The sequence below is a fragment of the Turicibacter bilis genome, assembly GCF_024499055.1.
GTDB lineage: Bacteria > Bacillota_I > Bacilli_A > MOL361 > Turicibacteraceae > Turicibacter > Turicibacter bilis.
Map to the genome: position 1 here is coordinate 1,281,755 of NZ_CP071249.1, position 17,574 is coordinate 1,299,328.

General features: G+C 30.8%; 17 protein-coding genes. 2 read left to right on the forward strand and 15 right to left on the reverse strand.

Annotated features, from left to right (window positions below; genetic code table 11):
- Positions 1 to 3: 3 nt before the first annotated feature.
- The 6 genes from J0J69_RS06270 to J0J69_RS06285 form a co-directional block, all read right to left on the reverse strand.
- A complete protein-coding gene (locus tag J0J69_RS06270; protein WP_212726209.1) occupies positions 4 to 1,290 on the reverse strand; it encodes an AAA family ATPase in 1,287 nt (428 codons plus the stop codon).
- 495 nt (positions 1,291 to 1,785) lie between these two features.
- Positions 1,786 to 2,145 (reverse strand): phosphohexomutase domain-containing protein, encoded by a 360-nt coding sequence (locus J0J69_RS06275; RefSeq protein ID WP_336511279.1) that lies wholly within the window; start codon positions 2,143 to 2,145, stop codon positions 1,786 to 1,788.
- A 445-nt stretch (positions 2,146 to 2,590) separates the two neighbouring features.
- On the reverse strand, positions 2,591 to 2,791 hold the full coding sequence (locus J0J69_RS13430) for a hypothetical protein (RefSeq protein WP_272875284.1): 201 nt from the start codon (positions 2,789 to 2,791) through the stop codon (positions 2,591 to 2,593).
- A gap of 16 nt (positions 2,792 to 2,807) precedes the next feature.
- Positions 2,808 to 3,008, reverse strand: coding sequence for a hypothetical protein (locus J0J69_RS13435; RefSeq protein ID WP_272875285.1), 201 nt, complete (start codon positions 3,006 to 3,008; stop codon positions 2,808 to 2,810).
- A 4-nt stretch (positions 3,009 to 3,012) separates the two neighbouring features.
- Positions 3,013 to 3,600: a phosphohexomutase domain-containing protein gene (locus J0J69_RS13440; protein WP_272875286.1), complete on the reverse strand. Its 588-nt coding sequence runs from the start codon at positions 3,598 to 3,600 to the stop codon at positions 3,013 to 3,015.
- A gap of 37 nt (positions 3,601 to 3,637) precedes the next feature.
- Complete coding sequence (locus J0J69_RS06285) at positions 3,638 to 4,576, reverse strand: isomerizing glutamine--fructose-6-phosphate transaminase (protein WP_256637941.1); 939 nt, start codon at positions 4,574 to 4,576, stop codon at positions 3,638 to 3,640.
- 121 nt (positions 4,577 to 4,697) lie between these two features.
- Between J0J69_RS06285 and istA the strand changes: the two genes are divergently transcribed.
- Together istA and istB are read left to right on the forward strand one after the other, a co-directional pair.
- Positions 4,698 to 6,281: an IS21 family transposase gene (gene istA / locus J0J69_RS06290; RefSeq protein ID WP_256637852.1), complete on the forward strand. Its 1,584-nt coding sequence runs from the start codon at positions 4,698 to 4,700 to the stop codon at positions 6,279 to 6,281.
- Entirely contained in the window at positions 6,269 to 7,021 is a 753-nt protein-coding gene (gene istB, locus J0J69_RS06295) for an IS21-like element helper ATPase IstB (RefSeq protein WP_055243484.1), read from the forward strand. Before istA ends, istB begins: the two co-directional genes overlap by 13 nt.
- A gap of 14 nt (positions 7,022 to 7,035) precedes the next feature.
- Here istB and J0J69_RS06300 read toward each other — a convergent pair whose 3' ends face one another.
- The 9 genes from J0J69_RS06300 to J0J69_RS06340 all read right to left on the reverse strand — a co-directional run bounded on the left by J0J69_RS06300 (position 7,036) and on the right by J0J69_RS06340 (position 17,432).
- Complete coding sequence (locus J0J69_RS06300; protein ID WP_256637942.1) at positions 7,036 to 7,485, reverse strand: hypothetical protein; 450 nt, start codon at positions 7,483 to 7,485, stop codon at positions 7,036 to 7,038.
- A gap of 99 nt (positions 7,486 to 7,584) precedes the next feature.
- Positions 7,585 to 7,998: a class II glutamine amidotransferase gene (locus tag J0J69_RS06305; RefSeq protein WP_237252660.1), complete on the reverse strand. Its 414-nt coding sequence runs from the start codon at positions 7,996 to 7,998 to the stop codon at positions 7,585 to 7,587.
- 191 nt (positions 7,999 to 8,189) lie between these two features.
- Positions 8,190 to 9,371, reverse strand: a complete 1,182-nt coding sequence (locus tag J0J69_RS06310; RefSeq protein WP_212725988.1) for a Coenzyme F420 hydrogenase/dehydrogenase, beta subunit C-terminal domain — start codon at positions 9,369 to 9,371, stop codon at positions 8,190 to 8,192.
- Complete coding sequence (locus tag J0J69_RS06315) at positions 9,368 to 10,903, reverse strand: lipopolysaccharide biosynthesis protein (protein ID WP_212725989.1); 1,536 nt, start codon at positions 10,901 to 10,903, stop codon at positions 9,368 to 9,370. The genes J0J69_RS06310 and J0J69_RS06315 overlap by 4 nt, the downstream gene beginning before the upstream one ends.
- Before the next feature lie 89 nt (positions 10,904 to 10,992).
- Positions 10,993 to 11,934 carry a glycosyltransferase family 4 protein gene (locus J0J69_RS06320; RefSeq protein ID WP_212725990.1) on the reverse strand — a complete coding sequence of 314 codons (942 nt, stop codon included), beginning with the start codon at positions 11,932 to 11,934 and terminating at the stop codon, positions 10,993 to 10,995.
- A gap of 889 nt (positions 11,935 to 12,823) precedes the next feature.
- Entirely contained in the window at positions 12,824 to 13,993 is a 1,170-nt protein-coding gene (locus J0J69_RS06325; RefSeq protein WP_212725991.1) for a polysaccharide pyruvyl transferase family protein, read from the reverse strand.
- Position 13,994: 1 nt separating this feature from the next.
- On the reverse strand, positions 13,995 to 15,188 hold the full coding sequence (locus J0J69_RS06330; RefSeq protein ID WP_212725992.1) for a glycosyltransferase: 1,194 nt from the start codon (positions 15,186 to 15,188) through the stop codon (positions 13,995 to 13,997).
- A 2-nt stretch (positions 15,189 to 15,190) separates the two neighbouring features.
- A complete protein-coding gene (locus J0J69_RS06335; RefSeq protein ID WP_212725993.1) occupies positions 15,191 to 16,363 on the reverse strand; it encodes a glycosyltransferase in 1,173 nt (390 codons plus the stop codon).
- 28 nt (positions 16,364 to 16,391) lie between these two features.
- Positions 16,392 to 17,432: an EpsG family protein gene (locus J0J69_RS06340; RefSeq protein ID WP_212725994.1), complete on the reverse strand. Its 1,041-nt coding sequence runs from the start codon at positions 17,430 to 17,432 to the stop codon at positions 16,392 to 16,394.
- Positions 17,433 to 17,574: the final 142 nt, after the last annotated feature.

Consider the following 17,574-nt stretch of genomic DNA (forward strand, 5'->3'; position numbering starts at 1 on the left):
CCCCTACATCTCCTCTAATTCTAACGTAATCTTCGAACTTATGACTTCTTCATCATTACTTCCAAGAATATCTTCTAACTCATTCAGTATTTTTCGTGCATCCTCTAGTTTTGATTCTTCAATATAATCAGAAAAAGATTTCAATTTATCTAATATCTCTTTTGGCCTACTTTCTACAAGCATAATTTCTCTTAAAATCGAATCTACATCCCTTCCATATGTTTTATTCATAGGGGGATAAACTTGATGATTATTCAACATGAGAATATTCTCTCTAGGTACATGACTTAAAACACTTGGGGAATGAGTGGTAAATAAAAATTGTACATTAGGGAAGATTTCTCTCAAATCATGAATAATTTTTTTTTGCCATGCAGGATGTAAGTGCATATCAATTTCATCAATTAAAATAATTCCTGGGGTTTCATTCACCTTCTCTAAAAGTTGAGGATTTAATAGTGCCATACGATAAGCAATATCAGCTACGACTCCAAGTATACCTTTAATCCCGTCACTCAACAAACGAGTGGGAAGAATCTCTCTACTTCCGTCCTTTCTCTCCATATAAATTTCTAAATCCTTTGTCTTCACATTAAACCTAAATTCAACATCTTCTAAATCTAGGCCAATACTTTGATAACATCTTTTCAAAGCGTCTTTTACCGCTTCTAATTCCGCTATCTTACTTCCTTCTTGTAATTGAAGATAGGTCATTTCCTCAAACCATTTTAACATTAGTTTTTCATTAGCAGCTGCAGATAAACAATCTATATACCCATTCTGTCTTGCTAACCTTATAGCTGTATCTTTATTTTTTTTTTGTTTTTTTTGCATCCATAACCGTGCGGTTCCGTAATAAGAGACAATTGGTAAAATAATATTTTGATTTCCATGCATTAATTCTTCATTAAGTTGCAAAGCATAATTTTTTATTTGCTTTGTTCCGCTAACCGTCGTATTTCCACCTTGTCTATTTAAACTTCTAACCCAGAAAACGTTATCTCCATCAATATTTGCTCCCATTTCAATTGAAACAGGAAACTGTTGTTGGGGATCAATTCTGCTTCCAACTTCATAATACTTATAGTGAGCATCTTCATTATGAATACTATTCCCAGAAATATTACTAAATTCTGCAATATAACTTCCTAACCCTATAGAAATAGCTTCTAAAATAGAGCTTTTTCCAGCTCCATTTACGCCAACTAAAACAGTATAATCCTCATTAAAATCTATTTTTAACTCTTCAAAACATCTAAAATTCTTTATCTTAAGACTCTTTACTTTCATCAAACTCTCCAACTTTCCATTTCAAACTATTTCTAACATATCATTTCGATTCTAAATATATCAGCAAATATATTATTGGAATTTATTACATTTCTATATTCAATAATACTTCGATTAAATTATCCTAATTAAGAAATAAATAATCAACCTTTCATAATCGTTAGCTATTCTTTAAGTATCTACTTAATTGTAACCTATTCAAAGAGACAGGTCGATATAAAATTCTTTTTTCTATCTATTTTCTGACATAAAAAATCGACCACAAACTTTAAGCTATAACATAGCCTAAAATTAATGATCGATATAGACACCTTTATATTATCTGTTAACCTTTAACACCATCTGTACACGTGAAAAGTTGACAGAATTGAATAATCTAAAAACTTAGAGAGAGTAAAAATCTTATCCATAAGCACGTACTATTACAATCTGTCAATCAGAGAAACTTAAAAAGCAAAACACCTAAAAGTGGTCTGCTCCTTAATATCCACTCAACTAAGCTAACTCTTTTTCAACGACTTCTAATAAACGACTCACGTAGCTTTCACATAATTTTTCTGTTTGTGCTTCGACCATGACACGAACGAGTGGTTCTGTTCCAGATGGACGAACTAAGACTCGACCTTTACCGTTCATTTCGGCTTCAATGTTTACGATTTCTTCTAAAATCTTAACATTCGTCATCATGGCCATTTTATCTTCTACACGTAAGTTTTTCAGTAATTGAGGGTACTTCGGCATTTCTTTTGCAAGCTCAGCTAATGATTGCCCTTTTTCAACCACGATGTTTGCTAATTGCACGGCACTTAACATTCCATCTCCTGTTGTTCCATGATCTGTTATGAGTAGATCAATATTTTACATTCTACACATCATGATTAAACACTTCATTCCTTTTAAATGAAGACTAACTATAGAATCCGTAACATTTTTGTTCCAAAAATGACGGATACTAACATAAGAAGATTAAGTGTCCTGATTGTTCTCCACCAAAGTTACACCACATGGGTGTCAAGTTGTTCTAATTTTCATCTAGTGAAAATAGAACAACTATGATAGCCATTACCTAACATTTCTTCTGTTTTAAATAATGTTTGGATTTTTATATAATCTTCATCAGAAATAAACACTATCTCTTCTGTTAACTAAACCAACTATAGTCGCAGTAAAATTTTCGTTCCACAAAAATTACGGCGACTAACATAACACATAACGGTCTCCAACTTTTGTTTGAACACTCTGTAATCCATGCGCTTCAACAGCATTGTAGCACCGCAAGGGTATCAAGTTATTCTAGCTTTCATAAAACGAAAGTAGAATAGCTATGAAATCCTAAGTTACTCATCACGGTTGAAACAACTGTTCCATGATTCAATAACCCTTTTTCATTTAAGTAACGCCCGACAATGAACATGATGTAATCTCCATCGATGATGGCTCCTGTATGATCAACCGCAATTAAACGGTCAGCATCGCCATCAAAAGCGCACCACAAGGGCATCAAGTTGTTCTAGCCTTCATACAGTAAAGGCAGAACAGCTATGAAATCCTAAATGCGCTTCCTGCTTCACAACTTCCGTAGCTAACATTTCTGGATGAGTTGATCCACATGATTCATTAATATTAACTCCATCTGGTTGATGATAAATACTAACGACTTCTGCGCCTAAGTCTTTAAATAGCTGAGGAGCTAATGTGGAACTTGCACCGAAAGGCACTAAGTTATTCTAGACACTCTCTTTGTTCGTGTAGAATAGCTATTGCCCCATTGGCACAATCTAAGACAACTTTTAATCCTGTTAATTTGTTAGAAATCGTCGTTTCTAAATGTTCAACGTATTCTTTAGCACCTAGATGATAGTCTTCGACACGACCGATTTCGCCTCCAACTGGGCGTGGTAATTCATCCATCACATCCAGTAAAGCTTCAATTTCTTCTTCCTGGGCATCACTTAATTTATACCCATTATGACTAAAGATTTTGATTCCGTTATCTTGCACAGGGTTATGTGAGGCAGAAATCATGATTCCAGCTTGAACATCTAAGTTTTTCGTTAAATAAGCCACTCCCGGTGTTGTAATGACACCAAGTTTTAACACATCAACTCCTGATGAAATCAGACCAGCCATTAAGGCCGACTCTAACATTTCACCTGAAATACGAGTATCTCGCCCAATCAATACTTTCGGACGTTCACATAAACTTTTTAATTGATACCCTAAAATACGTCCTAACTTTAAAGTGAATTCAGGTGTTAACTCTGTATTGGCAACACCACGAACTCCATCTGTTCCAAAATATTTTCCCATATCTTTATCCTCTATCCTTTTAATCTATCTAATTCTACTATTCCACCGTCACTGACTTCGCTAAGTTACGTGGTTTATCGATATCGAATCCACGATGTAACGCTGCATAGTAAGAAATTAATTGAGTTGGAACTACTGTTACTAATGGTGTTAATAATGGATGAACATCATCAATCACAATTTGATCCGTTTCAGAACTTAATGAACGTAATGAAATAATCACAGTATTAGCTCCACGCGCTTTAACTTCTTTTACATTTGAACGTGTATTTAAATTCACTGATTCTTGAGAAACAATCGCAATCACTGGTGTTCCTTTTTCAATTAAGGCAATCGTTCCATGCTTTAACTCACCAGCTGCGAATCCTTCTGTTTGAATATAAGAAATTTCTTTTAATTTTAACGCCGCTTCTAAGGCCACATAGTAATCCACATGGCGCCCGATATAGAAACAGTTACGTTGTGTTAAATAATCTTTCGCAATGGCATCGTATTGCTCTTTATGGTCTGTAATACTTTCCATCACATTAGCAACGATCGCTAATTCACGAGATAAATCTAAATCTGTTTTTCCAGCCACTTTAGCTGCTAAAACGGCTTGAACCGCAACTTGAGCTGTGTAAGCTTTTGTTGAAGCTACTGCAATCTCAGGTCCTGCATATAATAATAACGTGTGATCCGCTTCACGAGATAACGTTAAACCTGGTACGTTTGTAATCGTTAATGATGGATATCCTAATTGTTTAATTTTAACTAATACGGCACGGCTATCTGCGGTTTCTCCTGATTGAGAAATGAAGATGAATAATGGTTTTTTACTAATCACTGGTGTATTATAAACGAACTCTGATGAAATGTGAACTTCAGTTGGAATTCCAGCTAATTGTTCAAACATTTGCTTTCCAACGAATCCAGCATGCATACTCGTTCCTGCTGCAATGATATATAAACGATCCGCTTCCTTCACGGCCTTCACGATTTCTTGATCAATTTTAATGTCCCCATCTTCGAAGTGTTTATAGTATTCTAATAATTAACAGGGATGCATTTGAAAAGTTAACATCTCTTTTGTAAAATTATCCATATCAACTAGAGATATGGAGGAGATAGGAGTGCTAACTTTGGAGAAGAAAGAAAAAATGATTCGTTTATATCTAAAAGGTCTATCTTATACCGACATTGCTAAAGAGATAGGAATGACTCGACAAACGGTTAGTAAATATATTAAGCAATATGAGAAGGATCAACAAGAATTAGAATTAGCTACGACCGCTGAAGAAAAAGAACAGATTATTATCCGTTCATCTGCTAAGCCTAAGTACGATAGTAGTAAACGTCAACGTATTAAATTAACACCTGATGTTGAGTCAATGATTGATTCTTGCTTAGAAGAAAATAAACAAAAGATTCAACAGGGGAAACGGAAACTCATCATGAAAAATACAGATATTTATGAATGGCTGATTTCGAAAAATATTGATATTAGCTATCGTTCAGTTTGTGCTTATGTTTCTAAACAAGCCCAACGTTCAAAAGAGGCATTTATTAGGCAAGTTTATGAGCCTGGACAAGTGGCTGAATTTGATTGGGGAGATGTTACTCTTTATATTGAGGAATTGGGTGCTGAGCGACGATTTAAAATTGGAGTGTTTGACTTAAAATATAGTGATAAGAGATTTGCTTACCTTTATTCACATGAAAATACGGAAGCTTTTCTTGATATTCACACTCGCTTCTTTGAAGAAATCAAAGGGGTTCCGACTGAAATCGTCTATGACAATGCACGTGTTCAAGTGAAACATCTAGCTGGTAGAGAAAAACAACCCACTGAGGTGGTTAAAAAATTAATGAATTATTACGGTTATATTCCCCGATACACCAATCCTTACAGTGGTCATGAAAAAGGTCATGTGGAGCGTTCTGTTGAATTAATTCGACGAAAAGCTTATAGTAAGTCTCACCATTTCAAAACAATTGCAGATGCTGTTACTGCACTTTTAGAAGCAACTCACCGTGAAAATCAAAAAATAAAACAACGAACGAACCAATCTGCAGAAACTGTATTTGCACAAGAACAGAAGAATTTACTTCCATATAGGTTACCCTTGGATACTTATTTAACCTCTACCTATAAAGTGAATAAATATAGTTTTATTCATGTCGATTCCAATTTTTATTCTGTTCCGGATTACTTAGTAGGAAAAGAGGTGACTGTCCGTAAAAACATTAACCAGATTAAAGTTTATTTCGATGATCGATTTTTATTTAAGGCTAACCGATTAATCGGACGTCACCAATATCATATAGATATTCATCACTATTTAGCGACATTAAAAAAGAAGCCCGGGGCAATTGCGCATAGCTTGGCTCTCAAACAAGCTACTCCCTGGCTTCAAAACATATTCCAAACTTATTATAACACAAATCCACGAGACTTTATCTATCTATTAACAATAATTGAGCAGAACTCTCTTGAAACGGTTCAGTTTGCGATTGAATCTTTAAAACGACAAGGGTTACCGATTCAAAATCATCACATCATCAATTACTTATTGAATTTAAACCCTAGTCAGTTCAATACCAAAGATTTAATTGAAGCCCCTATTGAACAAGCTTGTTATCATCAATTATCTGAAATTAGTTCAATGTATAGTCAAGGAGAAAACTCATGGATCAATTAATTAAAACTTACACCAAACATTTACGCTTACCTTATATTCATCAAAATTTGTCTTTTCATTTAGAACAAGCTCGGTTAGAAAATCAATCCTATGAAGAGTTCTTACTGAATCTTTTTCAATATGAGGTTGAACTTAGACAACAGAATGGGGTTAATACGCGTATAAGAGCTGCTAAATTTCCATATCTAAAACATTTAGAGGAATTAGAGGTCGCTGCTTTACCATTAGAGGCTCAAAAACATTATCAAACATTAAAAAGCTTAGAATTTATTGAAAAGAAACAAAATGTCATACTAGCAGGTAACCCTGGAACTGGTAAAAGTCATACGGTCATTGGACTTGGAATTAAAGCCTGTCAAGCTGGATATCATGTGTATTTTGCGCATGTTCCGACTTTAATTATTGAGTTAAAAGAAGCAAAAAATGAACGTGTCCTACAACGTTTAAAAAAGAAGTTTGATAAATATCATCTCGTTATTTTAGATGAGCTTGGTTATATCTCGTTTGATAAAGAAGGCGCAGAGCTGCTCTTTAACTTTATCTCTACTCGATGTGAAAAAGCATCAACAATGTTTACGACTAACTTGCCCTTTTCAAGATGGAATGAAATCTTCCATGATCCGATTATCACAGCGGCCATGGTTGATCGCATTACCCATCAATCTTATGTGATTAACATGAATGGAACAAGCTATCGTCTACAACAATCAAAAAAATTCTTAGAAAATCATGAAAGTTAAAAATTAAATTTCAATTAAGTTAACTTTTCACTTGCAATATACACGAAGTATTGCTCCACGATACGACGAATCACGTAAGGTTGCTCATCAATTTCTTTTAACATGTAGTGAGGATATGTTCCCTTTTCGATATCAGAAGCATCTAACTCAGCTGTGAATGGATCACGTTTAACTGTCACTCCTAATAAGTTATAGATCGTTACCCCTTCACGTGTTAACTTAATGAACTCTTCATCTTCGATTTCAACGAATTGATTGGTACATTGTAACATGGCCATCGCATCAGATCCAATCATATTGAACCCGTCACCTAAACCAATTAACATGGGTGATTTATTTTTAGCTGCATATAGCACTTCAGGATTATTAGCATCAATAACTCCCAATGCATAAGAACCGTGTAATAAACTCATCACATGACGAATCGCTAATTCCACATCTTCTTTTTCTGTTTTAAGAAACAAACTAACACTGTGATTCTATATCAAATTGTAAACAAAAAAACGTTATTAATTTATATAGACTATAGACTCAGTAAAATTTTCTATCGAAAATTACTGAGTCTAACATAACACAAAGTGCTCAATTAATGCTGCAATAACTTCTGTATCTGTATCTGAAATGAAGTTGTAATTTGGCAAGAATTCTTGGCGTAATTCTAACTCATTTTCAATAACCCCATTGTGAACAATCGTAAAACGACCTGTACTTGATTGATGAGGGTGTGAGTTACGTTGATTTGGTGCTCCATGAGTTGCCCTACGTGTATGTCCAATTCCTACTGTTGATAAAACAGATTCATCAACAACAGTACGTAAGTGAGCAATACGCCCTTTATCCTTAAAAATATGAACTCCTGCTTCATTCACAACAGCGATCCCTGCTGAATCATATCCACGGTACTCTAATTTTTCTAATCCATTTAATAAAATATCTTTAACATCTTGCCCACCAATATATCCAACAATACCACACATAAATAAATCTCTCCTGTTTTATTACGTACTGTAATTCCTATCTTATTTTCTGAAAAAGAAACAAGAACTTTATTTAAAACTCTTGCTCTTTGGTTATTCATAAACTTGTAATATATTCTAATGCCCACAATTTCTCTATTCAAAGTTTCTTTATCCTAAATTTTAGTTCATTTTATATGCTTAATACCTCTCTATTTATAGACTACTTTCTTCACTAATCTTTTCCCTTTAATTAATGCTCCATATCCTTTTCCTTTAACTCTCTGCAATAAAGTAGGTTTAATACATTTTTCAATTGCCTCTTGTAACCCCACACCTTGTTCTAATAAATCGAAAAATTGTTGTCTCTTTGGTTGTATTGGAGCATGTCTAACAATTGAGGGGTTACATTTCGTCGCATAATCAAAATCAGATTCTAACACCTGCAAATTAGTACTTATTTTATCAAAAATATCTTTTCCTTTTTGACTATGAACAAAAATCAATGAAATCCCTTTTTCATCTGTAAACTCAGGATGAATTCCACTAACACCCCAGTAATCCCCTAACGTTATATCAGCAGTCGTATGAGGCTTTTTGAATTCACATTCAAAGCATGAAGGTCTTAAATAAATATCTTTTATAAAACCTTTCATATATATATTATTACTTCCTAATTCTTGCTTAACTCTACCATTCTCAAACTCTGCCTTAAAAGAGTACGAACTCCATCCTGTATCTTTATTTCTAAATGATAGACTTTTTAATTTCGATTGATATTCATTTTCTAAATCGTTAAGATACCTTTTATAAACCATTGGACTTGGCACACCGTGACAGGCAATATCTACCCGTATTAAATTAGGATATTCTTTGCTTAAATAACCACTTAGCCCCTCTATTTGACAAGGAGTCCCTGAAAACATAACAAGTCGTCCCTGATTTAAGAAAGTTCTAACTTGTTTATACGTTTCCCCAATTTTACTTTGAACATATTTAGAACTCCTAAATTGAGAACATTCCCCTAACGTCTCTACATAGGTATGACGGACTTCAAATTGAGCATTATACGATGCTCCAAAAACAACACCTTCATGATTTATCACATATTCACATAATAAAGAGAAGACACCACCAGAAGAACTCTCTTTTCGAACTTCATTGTTTTTATTTTTGCAAGCATACGTTAATAGATTAAACACCTCTTTTTTCTGCGGAACCTCTAAGATTGGACAAACTTTTTCACATAGATGACAGTCAATACAAAGATTCTTATCGACTTTAGGATACCAAAATCCCTCCTGATCAGTTTCCATACTAATACAAGATTTGGGACAGATATTTGTACATCCATGACATCCACAACATTTACCTTTATCTATGATTTCAATCATACAGTTACCCTCCTTAACTTTCTTCCAATCATCTTAATCGGTCCTATAAATAATTCTTTCTCACTATTGTTCATTCCTAATAACCACATTAGAGGAACAAAAATCACAGTAAAGGTCATCCCGGTGAAAAGAACATCTATTATTCCATTTAATGAAACTATTTTGTTTATAGCTAACATAATTCCAAGACTTATCACAACTGGAATACTAAGTTTTGAAATTTCTAACCAAAACTTAGGGATATTAATATGAATTTTCTTATAATAATAGATATTAATGATAATAATATTACCAATCACCATTGAAATCCCTGTAGCCAAGGCACATCCTACACCACCGTACATTTTAGCTAGAGGAATACTTGTAATCACATTCAATATTGCAATGATAATATAAACTGTCGATCTAAAATGATGCATATTTTTAGCTTGTAAAATAGTTATTCCTAAGTTTTGAATTAATGGAATAGTTAATGGAATCATAACTAAAAGTGCAATGAAATATGACTGTTCATAACCATCTCCTGCCCAAATAGCAATAAACTCTTTTCCAACTAACACAAATCCACTTAAAATAAATGATAAAATAATAAATTGGATTCTTCCTGTTCTAATGAACAAATTAGATAATTCCTCACGAGATACATTCTTTGTTACCATCTTTGTCACTTTTGGCAAAAAGACTCCAGAAATAGCAGTCGAAAAATTCATATAATATTGATTGAATGTCGATCCAATCGAATAAACAGCAACGGCTACAGTTCCTCTTACTGAACCTAAAATAAATTGATCAGTAGACCAATAAATCTTATCTACAATCATATTTAAGAAAATAAAAAATGAATATCCCATAATTTCTTTTAAAACTGAAAAATCCATTTTATTAAATTTAACTTTTATCTTTAAAACTTTAAAACAGTAATAAAGATTTACCCAAATAAAAATCAAATTTAAACAAGTTGAAGCAACTGTCATCCCAAGTGACTTATATCCCAATAATAATAATGGAATCATCACAAATGGATTTAAGACTTGCCTTACAAGCCCCACTAATTTAGGAAAAACAAATTGCTCATGAGCCGTAATAATGGCTCCAAAAATTCCAAAGGGGAATGAAATAGCTAAATTAAATATCATTAATGCCATCATGAATCGAATTCGAGTCATTTCATCGTTTGTTAAACTACTTGAGAAAAATAAGTGAGTATTCATAACTAAAAAGCTCCCAGCTAGAATAACCAATACAGCTAAAATACTATAAATGACAATAAACATTCCATAAAGGTTTGATTCACCATCTTTGTCTTCTAATGCCTTATATTTAGCTGTATAACGAATGACGGCATTTCCAATACCAAAATCTAATACGCCTAAATAACCGATAATCGAATTTGATAGATTATATAACCCATATTCTGATTGCCCTAATAAACGCAACATAATAGGTGTATATAATATTGAAATAACATTTCCTATTCCTAAAGAAAAATAAGATAATATAGCACCTATCTTCAATTGATTATTACTTTTCATAAAATTTACTCCTTTATGAAATACCATATAATGTCTATTAAATCTTTTAATTAAGATTCATTTCTCTCTGAGGTTTCTCTGACTTTATATCATACTTTTTTACAACTCTCATAGAAATCAATAATTTTATTCGTCCATACTGTTTCACTATATTTTTGTATGATAATATTTTTTGGATCTATTAATACCTTCTCAGTGGGTTTACAATTTAGCATAACTTTAATTTTTCTCACCAAACTTGAAACATTTTCATTTTCAAAAAAATCAACAGATGGAATTTCTTTTGCCCATTGAACTCCCTCTACATCACTACTCAAACAAGGAATCTTACAATAAATTGCTTCTGCTAAAGCATATGAAAAAGTTTCTTTTCTACTAGCTGAAATAAAAAGATCGGCCATAGAATAATATTCTTTCATATTATCTGTGGTATCCAGGAGGATTACCCATTCAGGTATATATCCAATTTTATCTATTAAATAATTTTCCTTGCATATTATCGCTAAATATACATTTAAATTATCTGCATTTATTTTTTCAATAGCCGAGAAAAGAATATCTGCACCTTTCCTATGCCAATCTCCTATAAATGAAAATATTATTGGTTTATTATAGGAGTTAATATAAGGAGATTGTGAGTCTAATCTTTTGGTATTTATTCCATTAATTATTGTCACGCTCTTTTCTTTATCTATATATTTCTTATTAAGGAATTCACTCCTTATTTCTTCAGCCGTAAAAATAGATAATGTTTTATCTTTTAAATACCACATATTTTTTTTTACATTATAAACTGCATATAGTTTCTTATGGATAGGTAAATTAGATATATCAAAATTATTATGTCTATGACATATTTTTATTACGTTAGACGAAGAGGCTTTCACCATAGGAACATCATATCCATCAAAATGTGAATGAATTATATCAGGATTCTCCTTATTAAATATCTTCTTCAACTCTTCAATAATTTTTGATGTATTTTTCCTATTAACTTCTTCAACAAAATAAATTTTATATCTATTCCCCAATTCTTTACACCATTGAAAATTTCTTGCTTTTTTAGGAAAAATATAAATATATTATCCATTTTTTTGATGAATTTTTGTGGATAAATTTTCAGATAATGTAATAAACGATCCTTTGAAAGGAGCACAATAATTACTAATTTGAATTATTTTCATTTTATTCCCCTCACTCTTCTTATCTCTAAATATTTAAATCAACAAATACTATTAAAGTATATATATACATGGCGAAATATAATTCATGGTTTTTCTATATTCCATCTATAACAAGAAAATTTTAGAAAGAACTTATATCAAAACATTCTCTATGTTAAGATTCCTGTTCAAATTATGTTAAAAACTTTTGGCCTTATATATAGGTGTCGATATGTTTTTCATATCGTAAAAAATTTTAATTGGGCTATAGGAGGCCTTACTACTAAATTATTTTGATAACTAATCCCACTGATAAAAACGTAAAATACATTTAGTTCCTAATTTAATATTTCTCACTACTTTAACTGAATAAAATTTTCAAAAAAAGTTTCATTGACTTTTTCTAAAGTATAAGAGAAAACTTGACTTTTTACAAAGTCAAGTTTCTTAATAAGATTTCTTTTTTCCGCCATAAATATAACAATTCTTGCTTCGCATACTTAAACCCTTCTAATATAATCTCAATATCATCAATTGAAATAATAGAAGAAATCTGTTTAAAATATTTATGCCTATTAACTTCTGGCACCCCATCTTCATGATTAAGATCTTTACTAAGTATCCATTTTTATAAAATTGTTCAAGCATTGAGTAGGGATTTTTTCATATTAAAATTCCACTTTATTAAATCGTTTGTAATAACTTAATCTAAGTCTGTGTATCCCCCTCTACTAATAACACAATAATATTTATTATATTATTGAAGTAAACTATCAATTATATTTATACTTTCATAAGCTTTTTCTTTATATTGTGGCATTATGAAGTTTAGATGATTTCTTAATTCATCTTCTCTATCAATAAAATTCATAACTGTTTTAATTAACTGATTCTCACTTTCAAGATCTTGTACTGGTAATATTAATCCACTGCAATCGCCAAATAAATCTTTAGCAATTCCTCTAGCTTTAATACTGTAGCCAATAACTAATGTTGGAACACAAGTTGAATAAGCTGCTATGGTTGCATGAGTTCTAGCACCAATAAATAGATTACACTTTGAAATAATGTATTTAAGTTCTTTTGCATTATAATCATTACCAACCAAAGTAACTCTACTAGATTTAAATTTTTCAAATAAAGGTTTTAATGCTTCAATATCTGTTGAAACGTGACAGATAAGAGCAATTTTAAGTTCAGTATTATCAAGAATATATTGAATCAAACTTTCTGTCGTCTTTTTCACTATTCCTGGTTTCTTTTCATATTCCATAATTAGAGGGCTTATATTTAATCCAAGTATTTTGCCGCTATTCCAAAAATCAGATAATTCTACTTTCTCAGGATCCATTGTAAAAGCTGGATCAGGACATAAATAAGTCTTACTTTCTAACCCTACTCTTTTTAATCCTTCGAAAGTAAGACTCTCTCTAACAATAAGAGCATCATGTAAATCTAAATTTTCTTTCATTCTCTCATCAATAGCATCAGGATCGACAGAAGCACCAAATAACACTAATTTACTCTTTGATAATTCTTTTACGGCTTTATTTAATGCGTATATCCAAACTGGAGTAGAATAACAATAATTATCCCCTCCAACGGATAGTGTTAAATCTGCTTTTTTAATTTCTTTAATTACATCTTTATGGACCCATTGATAATATCCAATTTCATCTTTTAATAAATGTCCCTGAATTAAGTGTCTAAACCATTGTATCGAAAATCTATTTTTAATTGATCCTTGTAATAAATATTCGTCTACAGTAGAAATATTCCTTGCCTGGTCTAGTTTAGGATTATATGATCCTACTTTAATGTTGCAGTTTTCAATCCCTTTTTTCAAAATTTTTGTAGTTCCTCTAACTATTGCCTCGCATCCTCTATTTTCATGGGTTCCATGAGCAAATAATACAACATTTTTCATTTTAATCTCTCCTATTCAATAAATTATTTAATTGTGTTATTTGTTTTATCTCTTGATGAATTTCTACTTTCAAATTATTACTTAAATTAGCTTTTAATTCAGAATCAGAGACTAATGTTTCAATACAATTAACTAATTCAGCTAAATTACTATAAACTAATCCTGTTTTTTTATGAGTAATTTGAGTTGTAAACTCAGGTATATTACTAACTATAATTGGTTTGCATAAACATTTAGCTTCGGCTACAGTTATTCCAAACCCTTCCCAAGAAGATGTCTGTACATAAATATCTGCCTGATTCATAAAGGTATAGGGGTTAGGTTTCGCACCAACTAAAATTATCTCTTCATTTAAGTCGTTTAGACTTATTAAATCACTTAATTCCTTTTTTAATTCTCCGTCTCCAACTATAAACCATTTTATTTTATATTTACCTCTTAGTATTTTCATTGCTTCTATAATAATAAATAAATTCTTAGCTTTGGTTAAGCGTGCAACAGTCGCAATTACCAAAGAATTATCTTTTAATTCTATCTTATTTTCTTTTTCAACGGCTAAATTTCTTATCATTTGCGGTGAGACAAAATTCTCAATTACTCTTACTCTTGACTCAAGTTCAGGAAATATCTCTATAAAAGAATTTCTACAAGAACTCGAAACTGTCACTATTTCACCTAATTGACTTAAATATTTTTTATCTAAATCATAGTTAAACTCAATTTTTTTATAATCAGTATGTATCCATCCGACTTTCTTTTTTGATTTCACCTTATCCACTGTAAAGTAAATACTTTTTTTTTCTAAAAACCCAATAGCAACATCGTACTCCTTAGGTAACACATCAATTGACTGGCTGATGTATCTCCAACCTATATATTCTTTATGAAATAAAAATTTATTAATAATTAAGACTGCTACCTCAATCATTTTACATATTAATAACTTTAAATTTCTTAGTTTGCATAGATATCTAATAGAATCTTTAGGTGAGGAAATATAATTTTTGAAATCTTCAGGAGTTTTCAATAGATTCACTTCTGATGGAATTAAATTTATAAACTCGCCTGTAGGATTGAATAAAAATAAATCTACTTCATATTTTGAATAATCAAATTGTGATAATAAAGTAACTAAACTTTTCTCTGCACCACCAATACCTAAAGACTCCATTACAAATAATATATTTTTTTTCACCCTCACAACTCCTCTATTAATTGATATAATTTATAAACTTCATCTTCATTACCTAACGTTTCTTTTGATAAGTTTTCAACTAATTCTTGAATCAAATGAGGATTGTCAATCATTTGCTTTAACCCTTTGTAAACTCCCTTACTACTCATCTCAACAATAAGTCCATTAATCTTATCTTTAATATGATCCGTTGCTGTTGAGAAGTCACTAATAATTATTGGCTTACATAATATCTTTGCTTCGTCTATTGCAACAGATTTACCTTCAAATCTAGAAGGATGGAGATATATATCGGCATTTTTAACATAAGTATATGGATTATTCGTTTCACCGATAAAAATAAATTCTTTTTGAACATCAAATTTTCCGACCATTTCCTTATACTTTTCGACTTCATTTGATGTACCAATTGCATAGAATCTAACTTTATAATCCATCTTTTTTAGCTTTACACAAGCTTCAATTGCAAAATCATATCCCTTAACTTGAGATGGTCTTCCAACCATAATAATATTAGTGTAATTAGAATCAAATTTGATTGGGCATTCTTCTTTTGCTAACTTCTTTATAATACGAGGTGAACTTATATTATGAATAACCCTAGTCTTCTTTTTATATTTTGGAAAAATATCATCTAAAGAGTTTTTACATATTTCTGATATAGTCACAATATAGTCGACTTTGTCATAATAAATCATATCCGCATTCTTATAATAATCCCATTTTTTATAATCACTATGAAAATAAGAGATCTTCTTTTTAGCTTTTATTTTATCAACCATATAATATAATAAATGCTGTCCATTATAGTCGATCGCTACATCATAAACTTTACTTAAAGTAGGTATTTGCTTAGACATATAGATTCCTGCTTTACCTTTATCAATTCTAGACAAACAAAAGTGAAATGTTCTTTTAAGTGCTAACACGAATTCTTTTTCTTTGATTAATTCTATTACTCCTTTTGGGAAACTACTAAAAAATTTTCTAGGAACATCTAATTTCAATACATTAACTTCACACGGTATTTGATTCATAAATATTCCTTGAGGAGATAAAATTAATAGATCCACACTATACTTGTCATAATCAAAACATTGAAGTAACGAAACTAAACTCTTTTGAAACCCACCACTCTCCATATCCGATACAATAAATAATATTTCCTTTTTCATCTCTCGCTCCTATTCTTCACTTTAATCCCTATAAATTTCTAAAATAATCTACTATACTACTTTCAAATACGAATGCTTTTCTAGTTAATAAAACATAATAAACTAATAATCCTATGAATATTAGATAATAAAACAATCTCTTCTCTTTTATATTTCGATTATAAAAAAGAATATTGACCATCGCCACAACATGGAATATATTAAAATACGATGCAAATCGAGCGTATAAAACCATATTTCTAGACATTAAAGTAAACATAGAAGCCATTGTTGCTAGATTAATAAATAATTTTATATTTGCACATCGTACTTTCCTTAAGTTGATAATATAAAATCCTATAAACGCTAATTGCACCACATAATGTAATATGTTACTTCCATAATTAAAGTAGCCATCAGAATAGTTTTCATAAAACATCTCTATCCCTATTTTTCTAATAAGTGGTTCTACGATAATCATGCAATTAATGAAAATAAAATAGATAATATAATTTTTATAGATCTTTTCATTAAAGATACTTATTAAAAAATTTGTAAAAATAGGAATAATTGCTGTGGTATGAAATGAAACAGAAAGAACGCAAAATAGGATATACATTACATATTTTTTTTCTATCAAATAACGAATAGAGTAAGTAACAAGTGCAATAGCAATAAATTGTCTAGTTATATTTGTAGAAGTTATATAGCCCCCCATTATTACATACATCAGCAAACTCATATCTATATTTTTAGAATATTTATAAATAAATGCAAGTATAAAAAAATTAATAATAAACATAAAGCATAGAAATGCGATACTAAAATTATCAGTAAAAGATTTAATAAGCAGATTTAAATAATAAAAGAATATTTCTTTATCTGGGAACTTTTCTAAACTAATACTATTAAATATATTTCGATAATTATCGTAATCTCCTCCACCACCTATCTTTTCATAGACTGATCCCGTAATGATAGAAAGTAGTAATAAATTCAAGAAAAAACTCATTTTTGGATATTTATTACTGAAGTTGAATACTGATGCTAGAATTAAATAAACTAATAATAAACTAAATAATATCTCCATTTTCTCTCCTTATATAATAAGTTTACCCCCTTCAGTTAAGACATAATTTGTTCTTTGAAAAATGAATGAGTTTTTTACCTCAATACTCATGTAAGTTAATTCCTTTTTATCTTAAATACTCTCCAACATCGCACAATAGAGG